Below are 22,704 nucleotides of genomic sequence, written 5' to 3'. Positions count from 1 at the left end.
TTGAAAAATTGGCTACGTCGTCGTCCTATAAGTACTGTGGTACTCACGTATTAAGTATACGTTATTACACTAGGAGTATATTGTTATTGTCACAAAGCTTATTATCTTAAAACAGCAGCTTAAATATGGAATTTGATCAAGGATTATTATCAAGGATTCAATTTGCTTTTACCATAAGTTTTCATATAATATTCCCTGCTTTTACTATAGGGCTTGCAAGCTTTTTAGCGGTAATTGAAGGGTTATGGTTGAAAACAAAAAAGCCGGTTTATCAAGAAATATACAAATTTTGGGTGAAGATTTTTGCCGTTACTTTCGGTATGGGAGTAGTTTCGGGTGTTGTAATGTCTTATCAATTCGGTACTAACTGGTCGAATTTTTCAGATAAGGTTGGAAATGTCCTTGGTCCGCTTCTCGGTTTTGAAGTATTTACTGCCTTTTTCCTCGAATCTTCTTTTTTAGGTATAATGTTATTCGGCTTTAATAAAGTCAGTAAAAAAGTACATTTTATTTCTACGTTAATAGTTGCCGTTGGTACTGTAATCTCAGCTTTTTGGATACTTGCAGCTAGTAGCTGGATGCATACGCCTGCTGGTTTTGAACTGCGAGGCGAAGGATTCTTTTATCCTTTAAATTGGCTAGAAATTATCTTTAACCCTTCTTTCCCATATCGCTTTTTCCATATGATTACGGCGGCTTATTTAACTACTTCTTTTGTTATCGGTGGTGTAGCTAGCTTTTATTTACTAAATAATCGTTATAAAGAGCATGCTAAAATTATGCTTTTTATGGCGGTGTTAATGGCGTTAATCGTTGCACCTATTCAAATAGTTATTGGTGATCTGCATGGTTTAAATACTCTTAAATATCAGCCGGTCAAGGTCTCGGCTATGGAAGGTATTTGGAATACAGACAAAGGAGCAGCTTTTAATCTTATCGGCTTTCCTGATGGGGAAGAAGAAAAAACAAAATATGCTGTAGAAATACCTTATGCTAGTAGTTTAATCTTAACGCATAGTTTAGATGGTGAAGTGAAAGGATTAAAAGAATGGACAAAAGAAGAGCGTCCGCCGGTTGCAGTAGTATTTTTTAGCTTTCGTATTATGGTAGGAATCGGTTGCTTAATGGTATTTATAGGTATTGTGGGGTTATATCTTTACTTGAAGAAAAGATTATATACTACGCATTGGTTTCAATATTGGTATATATTAATGTCACCTTCAGGTTTTATTGCAGTACTTGCCGGTTGGTTCGTAACCGAGGTAGGTAGACAACCTTATATAGTATATAATATTTTAAAAACCGTGGATACGGTATCACCGGTACTCGGCAAATATGTATTTATTTCTCTAATTGCTTTTATAGTAGTGTATGTGATCATTTTCGGAGCGGGTATATATTATATAATGCATTTGATAAAGAAAGGTATAGAAGTGATAGATAATAAAGAAATGTACGGAGAGAGTGGTTTGAATAACCCATTATTAGAAAAGTAATAAGTTTATGTTAAATTTTGCACCTTATATAGATTTACCGCTTGTTTGGGGTGGGCTTATAGCTACCGCTATTTGTTTATATGTTTTATTAGACGGTTTTGATTTAGGAGTAGGAATCTTATTTCCGTTTGCACCTACCGATGATTGCCGTCATAAAATGATCAATTCTATTGCTCCTTTTTGGGACGGTAACGAAACTTGGTTAGTACTTGGCGGCGGTGGTTTATTTGCGGCTTTCCCGTTGGCGTATTCGCTATTAATGCCGGCTTTATATATTCCTATTATATTGATGTTACTCGGTCTAATATTTCGTGGTGTAGCTTTTGAATTCCGTTTTAAGGCTCATATAGGTCATCGTTATATTTGGGACTACGCTTTTCATTTCGGTTCTATGATTACTGTTTTTTGTCAAGGTTTAATGCTTGGTACGTTTGTCCAAGGAATAGAGATAGAAGGACGAGAATTTGCAGGAGGGAGCTTTGATTTTCTTACTCCCTTTTCCGTTATGACGGGGATAGCATTAATATTCGGTTATGCACTCTTGGGTGCTACTTGGCTTATTCTGAAAACAGAAAAGACAACACAAGATTGGGGTTATAAATCTGCTTTATATATTTTATTTTACGTTGCACTTTTTATGGGGCTTGTAAGCTTATGGGTTCCTTTCTTAAATAACCACATAAATCATCGTTGGTTTAGTGTACCTAATATTTACTATTTATCTATTGTACCTATTGTAACTGCTTTAATATTTATCAAGTTAATTAAAGCCGTTAAGCAGAAAAAAGAAGTAAAGCCGTTTATTTATACGATCTTGTTATTTTTATTAGGATATTTAGGGCTCGTGATAAGCATATGGCCATATATCGTTCCTTATAAAGTTACGCTTGAAACTGCTGCAGCAGCACCGGAGTCACAGTCTTTACTGTTGATAGGGGCTGGGATATTCCTACCTGTCATACTTGGCTACACATTCTATTGTTATTATATATTTCGTGGCAAATCATCTCATCATCCGATATATTAAAAAATTTAAAAAAATAACCTCTTGTCTCAAAGGGTGGCAATGGTTTATTATCCTATGGCTTAGCGGATTATTATCCACATTACTTTTAACTTATGTAGTTAAACTGGTGTTTAGGGTGATAGTAGGAATATAACCTTGACAAAACGTACTGTTTATAGTACGTTATTAATATTAAGTCTCACTAACTATAAGGAAAAAATAATGGAAATATATAATACAAGCGAAGCAAGAAGTAAGCTTTATAAACTTATAGATTATGTTTCTGATGTACACAAACCTGTTTATATTAAAGGTAAAAGAAATAATGTAGTTATAATTTCAGAAGAAGATTATCGTAATATGGAAGAAACTTTATATTTATTATCTATTCCAAATATGCATAAGTCTATAATTGAAGGACGAGCAGAGCCTATAGCAAAGTGTAGCGATAAATTAAATTGGTAATTTTTTATAAATGTATATAATTCGTTATACTATACAAGCACAAAAAGATGCTAAGAAAATAGTGCAAGCCGGTTTAAAGAATAAAGTAGAAGTTTTATTAAACATAGTTAGTACTGATCCTTGGAAAATTTACCCTCCATATGAAAAGCTCGTTGGTGACTTTAGCGGTTGCTATTCAAGAAGAATTAATATTCAACATAGGTTGGTTTATGAAGTTTATAAACAAGAAAAAGTTGTAAAAATTCTTAGAATGTATACGTATTATGAATAAGTCATTAACTGAAAAAATCTCAGCATTTATTATTACCAAAAATGAATCCACAAGGGTAGCACGAGCTATAAATAGCGTAAAAAATATTACTGATGAGGTGATAGTAGTCGATAGTGAAAGTACTGATGATACGGTAGCAATAGCTGAAAAATTAGGAGCAAAGGTAGTAATAAAACCGTGGCTTGGTTATGTAGGACAGAAATCTTTTGCCGAAAGCCTTTGCGTAAATGATTGGGTTCTTAATATTGATGCCGATGAGGAGTTATCTAAAGAGTTACAAGACGAAATAGAGTATATTTTTGCCTCTCATAATCAAGATCGTTATTTAGCTTATCAAATAAAGCTGTTAATAATGCATCGTAATGATCAAAAGCCACGAATGTTTGCTCCATTTAATAAATGTACTCGGTTGTATAATAAAAAATTTGCAAGCTTTGCAAATACCGTAAATAGTACTACTCATGATTCGGTAATATTTAATAAAGATGTTGATTTTGCAGGTAAAATTTATCTATTAAATGGAGCTGCTTATCATTATTCTGGTACTTCAATTGAGCAGTTGGTCACTAAAGCAAATTTTTATTCTAACGAGCAAGCAAAAGATTTAGTTAAGCAAGGAAAAAAGCTTTCAAATTTTCGTTTAACAACAGAAATGATATGGTGGTTTTTTAAAGCGTTTTTTATCAGACGCTATTTTGTATTTGGTTTTGACGGTTTTGTAGATTCAATAATTTTTGCTTTTGCAAGATTTCTAAGGCTTACGAAGTTAAGAGAGTCATCGCTTAAATCAAAAAACGTCATTGCGAACGACTATAAGGAGCGTGGCAATTTCATGAAGTAATATAAAATTCCTGAGATTGCCACGTCGATGCTATGCATCTCCGCGCAATGATGATTTAGAAAATAAAAGATAAATTATGAAAGAAAATTTTAATGTTAGTAAATTAAAAAACGGTTTGACAATTTTAACATATAATATGCCTTATGTTAATTCGGTAGCAATAAATTTAATTGCTAAAGTTGGAGCACGTTATGAGAATGCAGAAGAGGATGGCATATCTCACTTTCTTGAGCATATGGCTTTTAAAGGTACAAAAACTAGAACGGCAAAACAGATAGCGGAAGCGTTTGACTCTATAGGCGGACATTTTAATGCCTATACCGGTCATGAGAATACGGTATATTATGCACGAGTCTTGTCTGAAAATTGTGATAAAGCACTTAATATACTTGCCGATATAATTCAAAATTCTATTTTTTCTGATGAGGAAATAGCTAAGGAATATCAGGTGATCATGCAGGAAATTGCTCATCATCAGGATAATCCAGATGACCTAGTATATGAGAAATTTTATAATAAAGTTTATAGAGAACAACCGTTGGGTAAGTCAATCTTAGGTACTGCTAAAACCCTTGCAACTTTTACGAAAGAACATTTTTTTAATTTTATAGATAAACATTATAATGCTGAAAATCTCTATTTATCAATTGCCGGTAATATTGATCATGATAAAATAGTAATTATAGCGGAACAGTTATTTTCTTCTTTGAAGCAAGGAGTAAAAAGTAGCTTTATTCCGGCAAAATATATAGGCGGAAACGGCTTTATTAATAAGGAGTTAGAGCAAACTAGTTTAGTGCTAGGGTTTGAAGGTACATCATATATTAATTTAGAAAAGCTTTACCAAACCCATCTACTTTCTATAATATTCGGTGGCGGTATGTCATCGCGTTTATTTCAAAGTATTCGTGAGAAATTAGGTTTAGCATATGCAGTAGGTAGTTATAATAGTGCTTATTTTGATAGTGGAGTGTTTACAATTTATGCATCCACTGCACATGATAAATTAGAATTATTATATAGAGAGATTAAAAACGAAATAATAAAAATGACTGAACAAGTAAGCACAGAAGAGATTCTTAGAGCTAAAACACAAATACGTAGTAATTTACAAATGGCTCAAGAGAAAAATACCTATAAGTCAGAAGAAATAGGTAAAAATTATTCTGTTTTCGGTCAATATATTTCTCCTGAAGAGATTATGGAAATTATCATGAGCATAAAAGCTGATGATATTATTAATACGGCAAATAAAATATTTAGTGGTACTACTACGTCGGCAATTATCGGTCCGAATGATCTTCAGGGATTTTAATGATATGCTTGTGTGGATACCAGAGTCGTCATTGCGAGCGGCCGTAGGCTGCGTAGCAATCTCATAAAATAATAACAAGCTCCTGAGATTGCTTCGTCAATTACTTCGTAATTTTCTCGCAATGACGAGGAAAATGAATTTTGAGACAAATAAATGAAAAAAAAATTATATGAAGGTTCAAGTAAAATTTTATATTCTGCCGAAGAAGATTTTTTACTTATAATGGCTTTTTCCGATAAGGCTATTTTAGAAACAGGTGAGATTGTTGATATATCAGGTAAAGGAGTACTTAATAATAATATTTCTTCCTTTCTAATGGATAAACTGGAAATGATCGGCATTGAAAATCATTTTATCGAAAAAATAAATATGAGGGAGCAATTAATTCAATATGTTGAGGTTTTCCCGATACAAGTAATAATATCATCAGTAGCGTGCAGTAGATTTGTAAAAGAATTCGGAATTGATGAAGGGTATGTATTTGATAAACCTATTATTGATTTTAAGGTCCGAAGTCGTGAATTTAAATATCCGATAGTTAATGAGTATCAAATATTAAATTTCGGTTGGTTAACTAGGGATGAAATTAAAGCGGTAAAAGAGCAGGCTTTGCGTATATATGATTTTCTAAGCGGCTTATTTATCGGTGTCGGGATTCGGCTTGTTGAGTGTAAATTAGAATTTGGGCGTGTGTTTAACGGTGAAGAATCTATCATTATGTTAACTGATGAAATTAGTCCGGATAATTGTAGATTATGGCATATTAACAGTAATGAAAAATTGGGATTTGAATTGCTTGAAAAAGAACCAAATAAGGTTTTTGAATCATATCAGCTAATAGCTGATCGTTTAAAAGAAAAATAAATATATTTTTTAAGCGATATATACTATTTTGGACTGTTTAAGGTTTTATTACAAAGTTCAGTTTTTCGTCATTGCGAGGAAAATTACGAAGTAATGGACGAAGCAATCTCAGGATATTTGATGAGATTGCCACGCAGCCTACTGCTGCTCGCAATGACGATTAGGTGTCTACGCAGGAACAACATTTCTGATTTTTAATAATTTTTTACAGTAAAAAAGATGAAAATACGATGTATTATAATAAGCTTTATAGCTCTAATCCTAGTAGGGTGGGGATATGCTGCCTATAAATTTGAACATCAAAGTAAAGAAAATATTATCTCTATTCTTGATAAATATGAAGAATATATAGCTTATGATGCAATAAAAGTTAATAAATATGGATTTAGTGTTACTTTAAATAAAGTAATGTTAAAACCTATAGATTTTTATTTTGATGAAATAGTTATTAGACATATACCGTTTTTGAATATTACAAAAATTGATTCTTACGGAAATAATGTAAAAATTACTACCGCTCAAGATGAAAAAAATATTTTTTACTCACCTGATCATCATACAACAATTTGGTTTAGAAAATCTTTGTTTAATAGAGAGCCTGATTATTGGAAATTAAGCTTGAGTGACAATAAATCAACTCTTTATAGTTCTCTAGATGCAGAAAAATTAGCAGAGAGTGATATTAGTAATTCTGTAATTACTAATACTAAGACATCGGATAACCTTAATTTGTTAATTTTGGATGGAACAAATACTGTTTCTTTTATTTCTGAAAATTACAGAAGAAATTTATATGATAAAATTTTTGAATTTTTGAGAGATCAAATAGCTAATGACTTTGATACTGCTTTCTTTGAGTATGGTTTGACAAAGTTAGATATATTGAATTTACCTATTTCTTACAATTCCAAATTAAAACTAAAATATAGTGATGAGTTAGTAGCTCTTGGGAAATTATTAATTCAAAATTTTTCTCTAGATCAAAGGCAAGATGAGAATATGCATGCTGTTATTTTTATGCAGATGTTAGGAGAATTAGTAAAAGGTAAGCCGTTTTTAGTTGCTTGTGATATTGAAAGAAAAGGAAAAGTAGAAAGTAATTTATATAAATTAAATATAGAAAAAGATAAAATTTTTGATTTTGCTTTAAATATTAAATCTACTATAGAACCTTCTGAAACATACCAAAAAACGGCAGCTGAAGCTTTAGGAAGCTACTTTAGTAATGGTTTAAACAAAAGAGCTGAGTTAGATAAAATTTTTAAACTAACTAGCCCTATTACTCAAGAAGATGGGGAAAGAGTAATGGGTGTTTTTGCAAAAATAAATAATTCCGAATTTAATTTAAAAGGTCAGTTTGATCCTGAAGCAAAAAAATTATCCGGTAAAACTAATCTTGTAATGGATGATTTTAATTTTGCTATTGATATTGATATGCCTACTATAGATAATCCTCTGAATCTAGAAAGCGTAATAAAATTATCGGATCCGAGTGTGGTTATAAATAATTTTGTGCATTATACTAATAATGCTATTGTACCGGTGCTTAATAAAATAGAAGATTCTAAGGAATTTGCTTTAAATCTAGGAAAACAATCTTCAGTAATAAAGCAATACGGCTTTAGGGCAATAGAAGTTTTTAGTAAAAATTCTGAATTAAAAGATGGTGAATCTTTAGTAGTGGATGTAAAAAGTAAAGACGCCGGACTAACCTTTAACGATAAAGCTATTGATCAGATCCTTAGTGATGCAAGAGTATTAGAATTTATAAATGCCATGGCTATGATAGATCAAGAAAGCAAGTAGTCTAAGTGTCATTCCTGCTTTTGCAGGAATGACATAAGAGCTACGAGATAAGGTCTACAAGTAAAAAATTTGAAGAAAAAATAAGTTATAAAAGAATGATTAATATTTCCTTTCCCGATGGGAGTATAAAACAATTTGCAAAAAACATTACCGCCTATGAAGTAGCAAATGCAATTTCAATGTCACTTGCTAAAGCAGCAATGGTTGCTGAAATAAACGGTGAGCTTCAAGACTTAAGTATCGTAATTGACAATGATTGCAAGCTTCGTATTTTAACTGCGAAAGATCCTGAATGTCTCGAGATAATAAGGCACGATGCGGCACATTTAACAGCAGAAGCAGTAAAGGAACTATTCCCTGAAACTCAGGTAACGATTGGTCCTGCAATTGAAAACGGTTATTATTACGATTTTGCTCGTGATAAACCTTTTACCACTGATGATTTAGCCGTTATAGAAGCTAAAATGCAAGAACTTTCACAAAAGAACGAGCAAGTAACAAGAGAGCTATGGGATAGGGATAAAGCTGTAGAGTTTTTTAAATCGATAGGAGAGCATTATAAAGCCGAAATTATTGCTTCAATTCCGGCAGGTGAGCCAATTACTTTATACAGGCAAGGTAATTTTATTGATCTATGCCGAGGTCCGCATGCTCCTTCTACAGGGGTTGTTAAGCATTTTAAGTTGATGAAAGTTGCAGGAGCGTATTGGCGAGGTGATAGTCGTAATGAGATGTTGCAGCGTATATACGGCACTGCTTGGGCCACGAAGGAGCAGCTAGATAGTTACCTCTTGATGCTTGAAGAAGCCGAAAAGCGTGATCATAGAAAGCTTGGGCGTGAGCTTGATTTATTCCACTTCCAAGAAGAAGCTCAAGGAATGGTATTTTGGCATGATAAAGGCTGGAGTATATATAATACCATTGAGCAGTATATTAGGAAAAAGATTCGTAAAAACGGTTATACCGAAGTTAAGACTCCTGTTTTGGTCGATAAAAGCCTTTGGGAGGCTTCAGGACATTGGGAAAAGTTTCGTGATGATATGTTTGCGTTAGAAACAGACGACAAGACATTAGCTTTGAAGCCGATGAACTGCCCTTGCCACGTGCAGATTTTCAAACAAGGTATCAAGAGTTATCGTGATTTACCTCTTCGTATGTCGGAGTTTGGTTTGTGCCATCGTAATGAGGCATCCGGTGCATTGCACGGTTTAATGAGAGTGCGGAGTTTAGTGCAAGACGATGCACATATATTTTGTGCTGCGGAACAAATTACCGATGAAACGGTTAGTTTTTGTAAATTACTGACTGAAGTTTATAAGGATTTCGGCTTTACTGATATAAAGGTAAAATTCTCTGATCGTCCTGAAATCAGAGCAGGGAGCAATGAAGTTTGGGATAAGGCTGAGAATGCTTTAAAAGAAGCAGTAGAACAAGCAGGGTTTAATTATACACTAAACCCGGGCGAGGGGGCATTTTACGGTCCGAAGCTTGAGTTTGTATTAACCGATGCGATAGGGCGGCAATGGCAATGCGGTACGCTTCAGATGGATTTTGTTTTGCCGGAGCGGTTAGACGCTAGCTATGTTGCAGCAAGCGGAGAGAAAAAAAGACCCGTAATGCTACATAGAGCGATCCTTGGCTCACTTGAGCGTTTTATTGGTATATTGATCGAAGAATATGCAGGTAGGTTTCCGCTTTGGCTTGCACCAGTGCAGGTTGCTATTGCAACTATTACCAGCGATTTGAACGATTACGCTTTGGAAGTGCAGAAAGCTTTAATTGATAACGGGGTAAGAACGGATGTTAATATCTCACCTGATAAAATTAACTATAAGATTCGTGAGTTTTCTAATCAAAAAATACCGATGATTGCAGTAATTGGTAAACAAGAGCAAGAAAATAAACAAGTAGCGATTAGAAGGCTCGGAACTACTGACCAAGAAGTATTATCGGTTGAGCAGTTAATAGCTGTGGTTAAAGAAGAGAATGAGAAATATTTGTAGATTTTAAATCTAAAGGATGATATAAGATAATAATACGTATCATAGGGATATGATATCCTAATTAGGAAAAAATCCTAAGGAGATTATGTGAGAACTATTATTAATATAGCTGATTCGCAAATTAAAATTCTAGATAAAGTATCCAAGAAAAAAATATCAAGAGATAAAATTATTGGGCAAGCTTTAACTAGTTACATTGCTAGTAATGATCACAATAATAAGGCATTTGAAAACGCTTTTGGACTCTGGAAAGATAAAAATCTAGATAGTGTAGAATATCAGGCTAAATTATGTAATGAGTGGAACGAATGAAAGCTACCTTTGATACTAATATATTAATAGATTATCTACAATAATGTCATTCCGTTGATCGCACATGGGTGACAACTTAAGGTTAGACCAAGATTTATAAATTTTACTTTTCAAATAAAGCTTTAAGGTACTGGATGCCCGCTTTTGCGGGAATGACATAAGAGTCATGCAACAAGGGCACGCAGGTATGATATGAAACGGGCCATGTAATAAGGCCGCTTTTATCTAAGAATAACATACATTTCTCAACTTATGAAAATCAAAACTTATCCTGTTTCTTTTTTATGGTCTGTTATAAAGCCGTATAAATATTGGTATTTTGTTATGATGCTTGGGCCTATTGCAAGCGGCTTTCATCCTATTATATATAATTATGCCGTAAAGCTTTTGCTTGATTTATTTACCCAAAATGAAAAGATTATATTTGCTCAAAGTTATAAACCGATAATATGGTTTGTAGCAGCACAAGCTATACTTGATGGTGCTTGGCGTGCTCATAACTTTGCACAACTTAAAGCAATGCCTCATATCTTTCAAGGCATGATGAATAAAATATGTAATCACTGTTTTAATTTGCCGTATACTTATTTTCAAAATAACCTTTCCGGTTCTATCGTTGGAAGAGTACGGGGCATAGGTGATAATTATTATAAAATGCACCAAGCAATCGAGTATCAATTAAGCAAACCGTTATTAATTACCTTGCTTTCCGGTATATTGCACTGGGTCTTACTAATATTAAAGTATTTGTTGTCATTAGTACCTTTATGGCTATTGACTTACCGCTTGCTTTACAGTTTTTTACTAAACTTGCTACAATGGAACAAGATAAGCAAGATTCTTGGTAGCTGATTGTATTATAAACATCTTTACTATTTTTTCGTTTGCAGCAAAGCAGCGAGAATTACATAAAGTAAATGATTATTACCATAATGTACATAACCCTCTAATAAAAATATTACAAATATGATTTAATTATTTGTATAATACTCAGTTTAGTATATTGGGTATATGGGTGTATTTGTGTATGTAATTCATTTAACGTAATCTTGGTGAAATTAGTATCGGCGATATTGCTTTTATTATGTCCCTTACTTTTTTAGTGACTGAAAATTCGTGGCATGCCACTATGGAACTTAAAGACTTTTTAGAAGATATAGCAGCGTTTCGCTGCGCCTTTACAATCATGCAAATCCCACAAGATACTATAGATAAAAAATGCTGCTGCATTAAAAATCTTCAAAGGGGAGATTATATTTAAGGATATATCGTTTGCTTATAAAGAGGGGAGTAGTGTATTCCAGTCTCTTAATTTGTATATTAAAGCCGGTGAGAAAGTGGGTATTGTCGGGAATTCAGGTAGCGGTAAATCCACTTTAATTGCATTATTATTGAAAAATTTTAAGCCGGAATTTGCGATATTATAATCGATAACCAAAGCCTTTACGATACTTCCTTTGACAGCCTGTGGGAGCAGATATCATTAATTCCTCAAGATATTATGCTTTTTCATCGCTCAGTAGGTAAGAATATCGGATATGCAAAAGCTTTGCCTTGGGAAATAGAAAATGCCGCCAAAGCTGCAAATATCCATGAATTTATCGAAAGTTTACCGGAAAAATATAAACACCATTGTCGGTGAGAGAGGAGTAAAGCTAAGTGGTGGACAGAGGCAACGTATAGCAATTGTCCTTGCTATTCTTAAAAACGCTCCGATTTTGGTTTTAGATGAAGCAACTTCAAGCCTTGATAGCCATACAGAGTAAGAAGTACAAAAATCTATTAATACCATGCTTGATATTGAGAATGTCACAATAATTGCTATAGCCCACAGATTATCTACTATCAAGCATATGGATAGAATTATTGTTATGGATAAAGGCAAGATCGTAGAAGACGGCACTTTTAAGGAACTCTGGGAGCATCAAGTTAACGGATTTGTTTAAACCGGCGTTATATTAAGAATATCTAAGGTATCTCTAGGCAACAAAAAGCTAACTATGAAGTTCATAACCTAATAAAAGGCATTTATTACATTTATAATCAAATATTTCAGGAAATGTTGTTTTGAATTGCCAATCTTTTTTACAAGATGGACAATTTGAATAATGAGAACGTGCATAGGAGTTTCCTGATACCGGTGCTGCTATAGGATAAAAAACTTTCTTTTTTAAACATTTTTGTATTCGCTTACTCATTTTTCTTCCTTTTATAGAAATATCACTATCTAATTCTGCTAATTGTTTTTCCATTAAAGGTTCTAATGTTTATAGCTTGAAAGCCATAAGCTGTAAGCCGTCGCATAATCATTTTGCCAAGAAGTAATTGTTCCTCCGAGATATCGGTCTTTATCATTTATTATATATAAAGGTAGATATCTCCCCTCATCTGTACGTAATATAAGTTGCTCTTCATAAGCTTTTGACCATGAAATAGGATATAAATAGAGAAATTTTGCATTTTCAATATTTTTTTCGATATCAATAGGTGTTTCACTAACATAGTCTGCTGTTATTTTATAACTAATTATTACGCCCAATTGCTCTAACTCACCTTTATCTTTCAATGCATGATAGCTTAAATGTGAAGCATGCAAAGCATCTTTATTAGGAATTACTGCATAAAAAACCAATTTATTTTTTGTAAGACTAAAAATTCTCCATTATTTAATATATTACCGTTTTGGTATAAAGAACCGATAAAACTACAAAGTAAATGCCAATAATAAGAATTGCTTACTTTTATTAAACGATATAGTAACAAGATATATATTAGACATAGTTTAAATAAAATTTACCTATTTAGCTAAGAATGCTGCCTTTTATAATCTAACTTAATTGGAGTTTATTGCTAAAAAATTACTATTTAGGAGTAAACTCCTAAATAGTTATATTAGTATATAAGTAAAGGATAAAAAACATAATTGATTTTAAACATGCTTTAAAGAAAAGTATAAAATACTACTTTTCAAAGAAAAGAGTTATACCCCTAAGGCTTTTTTTCCTTTAGATTGTTCTTGTTCAACTGTTTGAGTATGAGACTTAACTTGAGGAATTGCAAGATCGACTACATGTTCATATCTAACGCCATTTTCAAATAAAACTTGACCGCATTTATTCACTTGAATAACATCTTCTTTAGAGAATTTATTTAAAATAACTTCCGTGATGTTATAAAGGAATTTCCAAGATAGTTCTATTCTTTCTTGTAATGTCAGCTTTTTATTTTCTGGTTTTTGACTATTAAGGGCCACATTTGGCGAATCATCAATATTACCTCCTTCAGCAGGTAATATATTTTTTTTACGTGTTGCTATTTTCTTATACATTAAAAATATTAATAATAATGCTAATAAGCAACCTATGGCAATTAAAATATGAGTATTAGAATTAGACACTATTTTGCTCTTCCTTGTTGTTGAGTTAAGTTGTGTGTTTTAGAAAGTATAGTAACCACTGCTTTACCTATATTAACTAAGTTAGCTATATCAGGAGTGAGTTTTGCAATTGCTAAGACCGGAGGCGGTAATAAGTTAGTTTTTATTGTGAGACTTATAACATTTCCGAGTTCTTGACTTCCTGGTATTACTCCTACTATTTTTTTATGTTGCTTGCAATTTTCGTAGCTTTTTCTGCTGCTTTACATAAGGATTCTATCTTTTCGCTACAAGAAGCTTCCGGATGTAATACTTTTAATAATTCTGTTTTAGCTTCATTTAGATTACCAGAAATAGTATTCTTTACAGAGTTTAATTTGTCAATATTTGTATCTTGTGGCATTGCACTTTCAATATTACTTTTTAGTTCTGTTATTTTTTCTTCTACTTCATCTTTGCTTTTTGGTATAGCTTTAGTAGCTTTTACAATATTCTCTAGTGAAGCTTGGTTATTAGGGTTTTTATTTGCTATTTCAATAATTTTTCGAGTCGGTTCTTTTGATATTTCTGAAATTGTAGCAACTTTTTTGGCTTTTTCATAGATGTTTTCAAGCTTCTCATGAGATTTAGCTTCTTCCCTTATTTCTTTTATATCATTATGCAATTTTGTTATTTTTGGCAATAATTTTTTCAGAGTCAATAAGATTATTTACTTTTTCAAGTATTCCTCTTGTTTGTATAAATATTCCAAGCATCGGTAATCGGTATTTGAGTCGATATAACCCCGACTAATATATTGTCTAATGATTCTATAATTTTTTTAGAAGCTCCAGGATAGAGTTTATCTCATTCTTGCTGAAATAAAATGTGTTCTAAAACATTTAAACATTTTTCTACAATAATCCTGTCAAATAAAAAGATATCTTTTGTTTTTTAACTGTTCTTGATATGCTTTCTCAAGTGCTTCAGATAAAGTAGTTATAGATTCTTGGATTGTCCTATTAAAAAGTTTTTCTATTTTCGCTACATCGATATTTTCAGTGTGAGATAATTCATTAAAGAATTTTGTAAAATATAAAATAAGATCTTCTAAATCTTTTACATTCATTTTCAAAGATTTGGTAAAACCTTTTAATTTTATTAAAAATCTTTGTTATTCTTTATTTAATCCGCTGAAACTAGAAAAATCAATTATAGACATAAAATTTTATTTTGTTATCAAATATTAATTAATCTTAAAGCTTTATAACCGTAAAATAAAATGTAAAATAGTTATCATTGCCCTTGATATTAATTTTTGTTATATTACGTGCTAACATTGCTACAATAGATTTATATTGTTTTATTAGGATATAGGTATATTCTTGAAAGATTAAACTAATCTAACTAACATATTATCAATGATTCAAGAAATTTATGCGTAAATTAATTACATTTATTGTTACATTATTACTAACTAGTTCGGTTGCAGCAGTTGATTTGCAGGGCGCTTTAACTGAAGGATATAAGAATAATGAGGAGCTGAAAGCTGCTAGAATTAAGTTTTTAGACTCGATTGAGCAGTTTCCGCGAGCTTTTTCGGGGTTTATGCCTAGTGTCGGATTACAGATTAATAGACAACATAATAAGACTAAATATAATAAAAAATATGCTGATAGGCTTGGTCTTACTCCAAGGGACACAGATAGTGATCAAGGTGCATTAACAATTCAACAGTCTCTATTTAATGGTGGTTCTAGCGTTGCGGCGCTTAAAGCTGCTCAAGCAGGATTTAGAGCTGCACGGGGTGCATATTATGCCGGTGAACAAAAAATATTATTAAATTTAATAACTGCGTATCTTGATTGTTTTGAGAGCAAAGAGAAATATGATATTTCCGAAAGTAGAGTTCGCACTAACATACAACAAGTTAACACCGTTGAGGAAAAATTAAGACTTGGAGAAGCAACGGAAGTAGATATAGCAACCGCAAGAGCGGGGCTTGCAGCAGCAGAAACGAATAAACTAGCTGCTTATGCCGATTTTCAAGGAAAAAAAGCAAATTTTATTAGAGTATTTGGAATAGAGCCGACTAATATAACTATGCCTGAGTTACCTAAAATGTTACCTGCTTCATTAGATGAGTTAACTGGAAGAGCTGCTAAACTCAATCCTGATATTGATTCGGCAAGGCATAATGTAACTGCGGCTAAAGCTTTAGAAATGGCAGAAAAAGGGAAATTATTACCGCAAGTAAGTGTGCAACTGCAATCCGGTAGAACATACTACAATCCACAAGGTGATATAAATGCTATAAATAATAGAAGCTATACTACTACTCTTTCGGTAAATATCCCTATTTATCCTGAGGGAGGAGCTCAATATTCAAGAATCAGATCGGCTAAAAATCAAACAAGAAATAGTGCAGTTCAGCTTGATAATGTGATAAAGCAGACCCAAGCAGGGGTTGTAAGCGTGTGGGAGGGATTTGAAGCAGCAAAATCTCGTATTGTTGCCGCTAATCAAGGAGTGGATGCTGCTCAAATATCATATGACGGTACTGTGCAAGAGGAAATAGTCGGATCTAAAACAATATTAGATGTTTTAACTGCCGAAGAAAAATTATACGAAGCAAAAATAACTCGTGTGGATGCGTATAAATCTTCAGTACTTGCGGCATATCAAATGAAATTGTTAACCGGCGAGCTAACGGCTCAAAGTTTAAAACTTAAAGTAAAATATTTTAGTCCTGAAGAAGAGTTTAAGACTATTAAAAAGAAAATGTTTATAGGTTTCTAACGTGAGTAAGGACAATAAAAAGAACCAAGATATGTCGATAGAAGACATATTAAAATCGATTAAAGGAGTAATAAACGAGCGTAAAAATCCTATTCATGAAAATGATAGCGAAGATGAAGATGTATTAGAGCTAACGGAAATAGTAAATCAAGATGAAGAAGAAAAGTTAATATCAACTAAATCTGCTGAAGAGGTAGGTGATATTTTTAAAAATTTTACCGATACTATTAAAGATAAAAAGCTGGATAATAATATCTCATCTAAAAATGCACTTGAAGAATTAGTAATTGAGATGTTAAAACCAGAACTTAAAGCTTGGCTTGATAAAAATCTACCTGTACTTGTTAAAGAGTTAGTAGAGATTGAGATAAAGAAATTGGTGCAGAATAGTAAGAGGTAGGGCAGTGCATGTCATTGCTAGCTAAAAGCGGGGGAGGTGTATGGCTTTTTTATGTCATTCCCGCGGATGCGGGAATCCAGCAATTAAAAGGTATATACACAGTAAGTTTTAATATTAAAAGCTCGATTTATCTCGCTTTACCCTGGATTCCTGCTTTCGCAGGAATGACATCGAACAACCTCCTGCTATCAAATAAATTATTTAATAAGGCATTATATGTTAAATAAATTATGTAAGATATTATTTTTTATAAATCTATTATTAGTGATAGTTCAAAGTTATGCTTCACCTCCGCCCTTACCGCCATCATTACCGGCTGCCGAAGTAGATACTAAAGATAAGGATGTTCGCTCTAGTGCCAATATTTCTTTTTTTGATAAATTTAAGCAATTTTTTAGTAAACCAAAAAAGAAAGATATACCCCCTAAACAAGCAAGTGAACAAACTAAAGCAGCCCATCAAGAAGAACCAAAGCTAGCTTCCAAAGGGCCTAATGACAATGAACAAGCTGAGCCGTTTATAGATGTCGGTAATACAGCATTGCCTAGTGCTACAAGTGATAACGTTCATACAAATCCCAGTCATGAAAGTAGTGTAAATTTAGCTTCTCATGAAATTCAGGAATCTAATGAAGTCGAGGTATCTGAATCTTTTATAGATATTGGTAGTGCAACGTTACCTAGTGTTACAAGTAATGAAATGCATGAAGCACAAGTTGCTTCTAATGAGCATAATGATACAAATTTAGCTTCTAATATTATAATTCCTAACGTACCGAGACCGATAGTATCTATGCCTCCGGCTCAAGCAGAAAGTTATGTAGTGCCTCCGCAGCGACCGGTGCAAATATATAAACCAACCAATTTGCCGCCTGTGCATAAGCCTATTCCGTTTAATCCCCCTCCTGATGCTAATAAAGAGGAAGAAAGCGTAGCACCGATAGCACCGCCCTCTATAACTAATATACCTGCTGTTTCTCCGCCTGTGGTTAGCCCGCCGGTAACCCAAGATAATACATCAAGTACTATGCCGACAACAGTACCTCCGGCAGTACCTCGTAATGTACCTGCACCTTCGGTAATGCCTACAAATCAACCTTCTACACAGCCTATAACACCGACTAGCCCAAATACACCCGTTACTACTCCGTCTAAAGTAATTCCTACAACCGATTCTTCAGCAGTACTCAATAACTCGCAAGAGACATTTGTAGCTGTTTCAGATGTCCCAAAAAAACAAGATTGGAATACGCCGCTTATACCCGTTGTTGTAGTGAAGCTGAATCAACTTCAGCCTTTACAAATTAATAATAATCAAACTACAAATAATCAAGAGAAATCACCTCCGGTAAGCTCTCCAAATGTCACGATTCAAAAACAAGATAATAACGTAAATAATGAAACATCGGAGTTGGTAACAAAATTTGTTAAAGATGAAACACAAATGTTACTTTTACCTGATGATGATATAGTTCTTGGTAAACTAACAGAGCAGGCAACTTTAGAGCAGATGGATATGTATGCATATATAGAGCTGTTCCAAAAGAAAGCAGAATGGATAGCAAGTGCCGAAAGAAGAAAAGTTGTAGAGAGTTTTATTAAATATGGTAATGATATAAATAAAAAGAAAGATATTTATGCCAATCTATCTTATTGTAGTGCAGTAGAGAATGCTTTTAGAGCAGTGGATAGAAACAATCTTTTTGGGTTGCGTGCGTTACTTGACGTTTATCCTATATTGCAAGAAAAAGGTAGAAGCGGTGAGACATTACTAACTGCTGCTATTTATAACGATAATTACTATTTAGCAAAATTTTTGGTTATACGAGGTATTAAAATTTCTACTCTAAATGATGAGTGCCAATATCCATTAGATATTGCATTAGCTCAAGGAAACGCTAACATAGCTTGTATGTTAATCAAAGCTAAGGGATATTGATAAGATTATTTTTATCGTCATTGCAAGCGACTGTAAGGAGCGTGGCAATCTCATAAAATAGTATAAAATCCTGAGATTGCTTCGTCAAAACTTACAGTTTTGCCTCGCAATTACGTAGAATTTTCAAACAATTTCTTTAAAGCTTGATTGCTTTTCTATGTTAAATAGTTTAATTTAGGAGAGAAAATAATTAATTAAATCTCTAATATATGAGCGATTTATTCAGCTTTAACAAAGAAAAGAAAAATAAGCTAGTCGATAATAACTATAGTGCAAAAGATATTGAAGTATTAGAGGGGCTTGAGCCTGTTCGTAAAAGACCGGGGATGTATATCGGGGGTACTGATTCAAATGCTATGCATCATTTAGTATCTGAGGTGCTGGATAATGCTATGGATGAAGCAGTCGCCGGCTTTGCAAGTATCATCACGATAACAATGCATCATGATCATAGTATTACTATATTTGATAACGGTCGCGGTATCCCTATTGATAATCATCCTAAATTTCCTGACAAATCAGCTTTAGAAGTAATTTTAACTACTCTTCATTCAGGAGGTAAATTCTCAAATAATGTTTATCATACTGCAGGCGGATTGCATGGTGTTGGAATATCGGTAGTAAATGCTTTATCTAAACATTTAGAAATAAAGGTTTATAAACAAGGTAAATTATATAGCCAAAGTTATTCTAAAGGAGAAAAATTAACTGATTTAATATGTGAAGAAGCATCTAAAAGGCTAAGAGGTACATCAATAAATTTCACTCCCGATCCGGAAATTTTTAGTGAAAAATTACATTTTAATCCTAAAAAAATTTATGAGCTTGCAAGGTCAAAAGCTTATTTATATCGCGGTGTTACTATAGAATGGGCATGCGAAGTAGAAGTACAGTCAGATATACCTAAAAAGGCATTAATAAGTTTCCCGAACGGTTTAAAAGATTATTTAAGTTCAAAAATAACTTTAGATAATTTAGTTATTCCGGGAATTTTTGCAGGTAATATAGAGTCTACGTCGGACAGGATAAAACTTGAATGGGCGATTTGTTGGCAAAATAACGATAGCTCGGCATTTGTTCAATCATATTGTAATACTGTTCCGACTCCTCAAGGAGGAACACATGAGCAAGGACTTAAGTCGGCTATTTTACGTGGGCTTAAAGCATATGGTGAAATGATAGGGAATAAAAAAGCTGCTAATCTAACTATTGAGGATATTTTAGAAACCGCAAGTGTCGTACTTTCTATTTTTATAGCTGAGCCGTCTTTTCAAGGACAAACTAAGGAAAAATTAGTATCAAACGGTGTAAGTAAACCGGTCGAGAATATAATAAAAGATCATTTTGACCATTTTCTTAGTAGCGATAAAGCTTTGGCTACTAATTTACTTGAGCATGTAATTAGCATTGCTGAGTTTAGAATCAGTAAGAAAAACGAAAAAAATATTTCCCGTAAAAATGCCACTCAAAAATTACGTTTACCTGGTAAACTTGCCGATTGCACACGCACTTCACCTGAAGGGACGGAATTATTTATTGTAGAAGGTGATTCGGCAGGAGGCTCTGCAAAACAAGCACGTAATAGAGAAACGCAAGCAGTATTACCGCTATGGGGTAAAGTTCTAAATGTTGCGAGTTCTACGCTTGAGAAAATCGTTAATAATCAAGCAATACAAGATTTAGAAATAGCTCTTGCCTGCGGTAGTTTAAAGAATTATAAAAAAGAAAATCTGCGTTACGAAAAAATAATTATTATGACTGATGCAGATGTTGACGGTGCTCATATAGCTTCGTTATTAATGACTTTCTTTTTTTTACGAATGCCGAAATTGGTAGAAGAGGGGCATTTATATCTAGCTAAGCCTCCGCTTTATCGTTTAACGCAGTCTAATAAAACTTATTATGCAGGCGATGAAGAGGAAAAAGCTAAGTTAACGGATAAATTATTAAAAGCTAGTAAAGCTAAAATTGAAGTAGGTAGGTTTAAAGGTCTCGGTGAAATGATGCCTGCACAATTAAAGGAAACTACTATGCATCCGGAAAAAAGATCGCTTTTAAAGGTAACTTTAGCAGATTTTCAAAATGTTGATAAAATAGTAGATGATTTAATGGGTAAAAAGCCGGAAAAAAGATTTCAATTTATTTATGAACAGGCTTTAGTTAAAATGGATAAAATTATTAGTGAGCTGGATATTTAATCGTTATTGCGAGGAGCCGTAGGCGACGCGGCAATCTCGTCAAATATCCTAAGATTACTTCGTAATTTTCCTCGCAATGACTTTGCTTAAAAAACACACATATTTGGAGTATTATGTTATTACGTTTAATTATAACACTATTTTTTATTATAAATTCTATTTGTGCATTTGCAGAAGGAGAAAAAGAAACTGAAAATAAAATATCAAATCAGGAAGCTTATAAGCAATTTCAAGACGTATTTGAACGTATCGAAAAGGCTTATGTACAGGTACCCGATAGGCAAAAAATGATAGATGAAGCAATTAACGGTATGTTAAACTCACTTGATCCCCATTCAAGCTATTATACCGATGAGGATTTAGAAGATATTTTTACTTTTACAAAAGGTGAATTCGGCGGAATTGGTGTTGAAATAATGTATGATAGCGGAGCAATTAAGATAATATCGCCTATTGACGATTTGCCGGCTTTTAAAGCAGGGCTTAAAGGTGGGGATTATATAGTAGGCGTGGATGACGAGTTAGTCTCTACACTTGGTCCTAATAAAGCTATAAAAGAGATGCGTGGTACGCCTGGTACTAAGGTTAAATTGTTGATAATTAAGGAAGAAGAGGCAAAACCGCAAGAGCTAGAGCTTACTCGCGAAATAGTAAAAATCAAGCCGATAAAAGCACATTTAGAAAAAAATAATATTGCATATATACGTATAACTACTTTTAATGAGTCAACAATTTCTGAGCTGAAGGCAGCAGTAAAGAAGTTAAAAACTGAGAGTAAAGATGACCTTAAAGGTATAATTCTAGATTTACGTAATAATGCCGGAGGTATACTCGATCAAGCTATTGCTGTTAGTGATTATTTTATTGATTCCGGTGTAATTGTAACAACAAAAGGTAGAACTACATCCAGTAATAGCGAAATTAAAGCAAATGAGTTTTCGTTAAAAGCTCCCAAAGTACCTATGATAGTTTTAATAAACGGTAATTCTGCCTCTGCCTCGGAAATAGTTGCCGGAGCTTTGCAAGATCATAAAAGAGCAATAATACTTGGCACTAAGTCTTTCGGTAAAGGATCAGTTCAGGCTTTAACGCAAATCAATTCTAGGGCTGCCGTAAAACTGACTATATCTAAATATTACACCCCAAGCGGTCGTTCTATTCAAGCAGAAGGAATAGAGCCTGATATTTTAATTGAGCCGGCGAAAGTTGAGTATCCAGAAGTGAAAAAAATAGATAAGCGTTTTTCTGAGAGTTCTTTAAAAAATTATTTGAAGAATGATAATGAAAAAAACAAAGATAATGCATCTAAAAACAAAGATAGCCAAAAAGAAACAAAAGCCAAAAATAATAAACAAGAAGAGAATGAATTATCGGAATTATACAAAAAAGATTATCAATTTGCTCGTGCTTATGATGTAATTACAGGGTTGATTATTAATAAGAAGCTGGAAACAAAAGAGAGAGTTAAACAAGAAGATAAGTAGAGAGGATAATATCATTCTCGGTTTTGCTGCATGGATAGATTCTTCGTCATAAGCTACGGAAAAACCGTAAGTTTTGTACGTACGCGATCTCAGGAACCCTGGTTTATGAGATTGCCACGCTCCTTTTAGTCACTCGCAATGACGATTTGGT

General features: G+C 33.2%; 25 protein-coding genes. 20 read left to right on the top strand and 5 right to left on the bottom strand.

Features of this window, described 5'->3' with window-relative positions:
- Window positions 1-125 precede the first annotated feature (125 nt).
- The 14 genes from RSIB_RS03835 to RSIB_RS03890 all read left to right on the top strand — a co-directional run bounded on the left by RSIB_RS03835 (window position 126) and on the right by RSIB_RS03890 (window position 12,325).
- The gene (locus RSIB_RS03835; protein WP_004996438.1) at window positions 126-1,496 is read left to right on the top strand and encodes a cytochrome ubiquinol oxidase subunit I; all 1,371 of its coding nucleotides are present in this window, start codon (window positions 126-128) and stop codon (window positions 1,494-1,496) included.
- Window positions 1,497-1,503: 7 nt separating this feature from the next.
- Complete coding sequence (gene cydB, locus RSIB_RS03840; protein ID WP_004996435.1) at window positions 1,504-2,523, top strand: cytochrome d ubiquinol oxidase subunit II; 1,020 nt, start codon at window positions 1,504-1,506, stop codon at window positions 2,521-2,523.
- A gap of 201 nt (window positions 2,524-2,724) precedes the next feature.
- The gene (locus RSIB_RS03845) at window positions 2,725-2,967 is read left to right on the top strand and encodes a type II toxin-antitoxin system Phd/YefM family antitoxin (protein WP_004996433.1); all 243 of its coding nucleotides are present in this window, start codon (window positions 2,725-2,727) and stop codon (window positions 2,965-2,967) included.
- A gap of 10 nt (window positions 2,968-2,977) precedes the next feature.
- On the top strand, window positions 2,978-3,238 hold the full coding sequence (locus RSIB_RS03850) for a Txe/YoeB family addiction module toxin (protein WP_004996425.1): 261 nt from the start codon (window positions 2,978-2,980) through the stop codon (window positions 3,236-3,238).
- The gene (locus tag RSIB_RS03855) at window positions 3,231-4,079 is read left to right on the top strand and encodes a glycosyltransferase family 2 protein (RefSeq protein ID WP_004996423.1); all 849 of its coding nucleotides are present in this window, start codon (window positions 3,231-3,233) and stop codon (window positions 4,077-4,079) included. The genes RSIB_RS03850 and RSIB_RS03855 overlap by 8 nt, the downstream gene beginning before the upstream one ends.
- A gap of 76 nt (window positions 4,080-4,155) precedes the next feature.
- Window positions 4,156-5,394, top strand: a complete 1,239-nt coding sequence (locus tag RSIB_RS03860; protein ID WP_004996422.1) for a M16 family metallopeptidase — start codon at window positions 4,156-4,158, stop codon at window positions 5,392-5,394.
- A gap of 153 nt (window positions 5,395-5,547) precedes the next feature.
- Window positions 5,548-6,258: a phosphoribosylaminoimidazolesuccinocarboxamide synthase gene (locus RSIB_RS03865; RefSeq protein ID WP_004996420.1), complete on the top strand. Its 711-nt coding sequence runs from the start codon at window positions 5,548-5,550 to the stop codon at window positions 6,256-6,258.
- A 219-nt stretch (window positions 6,259-6,477) separates the two neighbouring features.
- Window positions 6,478-8,064, top strand: coding sequence for a hypothetical protein (locus RSIB_RS03870; RefSeq protein ID WP_004996418.1), 1,587 nt, complete (start codon window positions 6,478-6,480; stop codon window positions 8,062-8,064).
- Window positions 8,065-8,159: 95 nt separating this feature from the next.
- Window positions 8,160-10,067, top strand: coding sequence for a threonine--tRNA ligase (thrS, locus tag RSIB_RS03875; protein WP_004996417.1), 1,908 nt, complete (start codon window positions 8,160-8,162; stop codon window positions 10,065-10,067).
- A gap of 87 nt (window positions 10,068-10,154) precedes the next feature.
- Window positions 10,155-10,379 (top strand): hypothetical protein, encoded by a 225-nt coding sequence (locus RSIB_RS03880; protein WP_004996414.1) that lies wholly within the window; start codon window positions 10,155-10,157, stop codon window positions 10,377-10,379.
- Between the two features lie 252 nt (window positions 10,380-10,631).
- Window positions 10,632-11,231, top strand: a complete 600-nt coding sequence (locus tag RSIB_RS03885; protein WP_004996413.1) for a hypothetical protein — start codon at window positions 10,632-10,634, stop codon at window positions 11,229-11,231.
- A gap of 461 nt (window positions 11,232-11,692) precedes the next feature.
- Window positions 11,693-11,806 (top strand): ATP-binding cassette domain-containing protein, encoded by a 114-nt coding sequence (locus tag RSIB_RS08970; protein ID WP_014419734.1) that lies wholly within the window; start codon window positions 11,693-11,695, stop codon window positions 11,804-11,806.
- Window positions 11,807-11,971: 165 nt separating this feature from the next.
- Complete coding sequence (locus RSIB_RS06835) at window positions 11,972-12,145, top strand: ATP-binding cassette domain-containing protein (RefSeq protein WP_004996409.1); 174 nt, start codon at window positions 11,972-11,974, stop codon at window positions 12,143-12,145.
- A 24-nt stretch (window positions 12,146-12,169) separates the two neighbouring features.
- Complete coding sequence (locus tag RSIB_RS03890) at window positions 12,170-12,325, top strand: hypothetical protein (protein ID WP_004996407.1); 156 nt, start codon at window positions 12,170-12,172, stop codon at window positions 12,323-12,325.
- Between the two features lie 48 nt (window positions 12,326-12,373).
- On the opposite strand, the gene RSIB_RS03895 is transcribed toward RSIB_RS03890, so the two are convergent.
- From RSIB_RS03895 to RSIB_RS05850, 5 genes are all read right to left on the bottom strand, one after another.
- The gene (locus RSIB_RS03895) at window positions 12,374-12,631 is read right to left on the bottom strand and encodes a DUF2310 family Zn-ribbon-containing protein (RefSeq protein WP_004996405.1); all 258 of its coding nucleotides are present in this window, start codon (window positions 12,629-12,631) and stop codon (window positions 12,374-12,376) included.
- A gap of 8 nt (window positions 12,632-12,639) precedes the next feature.
- A complete protein-coding gene (locus tag RSIB_RS08615; RefSeq protein WP_004996402.1) occupies window positions 12,640-13,011 on the bottom strand; it encodes a DUF2310 family Zn-ribbon-containing protein in 372 nt (123 codons plus the stop codon).
- A gap of 348 nt (window positions 13,012-13,359) precedes the next feature.
- Window positions 13,360-13,776 carry a DUF2660 domain-containing protein gene (locus RSIB_RS03905; RefSeq protein WP_004996401.1) on the bottom strand — a complete coding sequence of 139 codons (417 nt, stop codon included), beginning with the start codon at window positions 13,774-13,776 and terminating at the stop codon, window positions 13,360-13,362.
- A 196-nt stretch (window positions 13,777-13,972) separates the two neighbouring features.
- The gene (locus tag RSIB_RS03910; RefSeq protein ID WP_016728142.1) at window positions 13,973-14,455 is read right to left on the bottom strand and encodes an LMBR1 domain-containing protein; all 483 of its coding nucleotides are present in this window, start codon (window positions 14,453-14,455) and stop codon (window positions 13,973-13,975) included.
- A gap of 207 nt (window positions 14,456-14,662) precedes the next feature.
- Window positions 14,663-14,863, bottom strand: a complete 201-nt coding sequence (locus RSIB_RS05850) for a hypothetical protein (RefSeq protein ID WP_032849764.1) — start codon at window positions 14,861-14,863, stop codon at window positions 14,663-14,665.
- Between the two features lie 308 nt (window positions 14,864-15,171).
- Here RSIB_RS05850 and RSIB_RS03915 point away from each other — a divergent pair, with 308 nt between their 5' ends.
- From RSIB_RS03915 to RSIB_RS03935, 6 genes are all read left to right on the top strand, one after another.
- Complete coding sequence (locus tag RSIB_RS03915) at window positions 15,172-16,533, top strand: TolC family outer membrane protein (RefSeq protein ID WP_004996393.1); 1,362 nt, start codon at window positions 15,172-15,174, stop codon at window positions 16,531-16,533.
- A gap of 1 nt (window position 16,534) precedes the next feature.
- The gene (locus RSIB_RS03920; protein WP_010976966.1) at window positions 16,535-16,933 is read left to right on the top strand and encodes a DUF2497 domain-containing protein; all 399 of its coding nucleotides are present in this window, start codon (window positions 16,535-16,537) and stop codon (window positions 16,931-16,933) included.
- An 8-nt stretch (window positions 16,934-16,941) separates the two neighbouring features.
- A complete protein-coding gene (locus RSIB_RS09670; RefSeq protein ID WP_016769902.1) occupies window positions 16,942-17,160 on the top strand; it encodes a hypothetical protein in 219 nt (72 codons plus the stop codon).
- Window positions 17,150-18,871 carry an ankyrin repeat domain-containing protein gene (locus RSIB_RS03925; protein WP_004996388.1) on the top strand — a complete coding sequence of 574 codons (1,722 nt, stop codon included), beginning with the start codon at window positions 17,150-17,152 and terminating at the stop codon, window positions 18,869-18,871. The genes RSIB_RS09670 and RSIB_RS03925 overlap by 11 nt, the downstream gene beginning before the upstream one ends.
- Before the next feature lie 209 nt (window positions 18,872-19,080).
- Complete coding sequence (gene parE, locus RSIB_RS03930) at window positions 19,081-21,069, top strand: DNA topoisomerase IV subunit B (RefSeq protein ID WP_004996386.1); 1,989 nt, start codon at window positions 19,081-19,083, stop codon at window positions 21,067-21,069.
- 113 nt (window positions 21,070-21,182) lie between these two features.
- Window positions 21,183-22,553: a S41 family peptidase gene (locus RSIB_RS03935; protein WP_004996384.1), complete on the top strand. Its 1,371-nt coding sequence runs from the start codon at window positions 21,183-21,185 to the stop codon at window positions 22,551-22,553.
- Window positions 22,554-22,704 lie beyond the last annotated feature (151 nt).

It is taken from the genome of Rickettsia sibirica 246 (assembly GCF_000166935.1).
Classification (GTDB): domain Bacteria; phylum Pseudomonadota; class Alphaproteobacteria; order Rickettsiales; family Rickettsiaceae; genus Rickettsia; species Rickettsia rickettsii.
The sequence above is the reverse complement of the archived record's forward strand: the minus strand, read 5'-3'. Positions and strand labels throughout refer to the sequence as shown.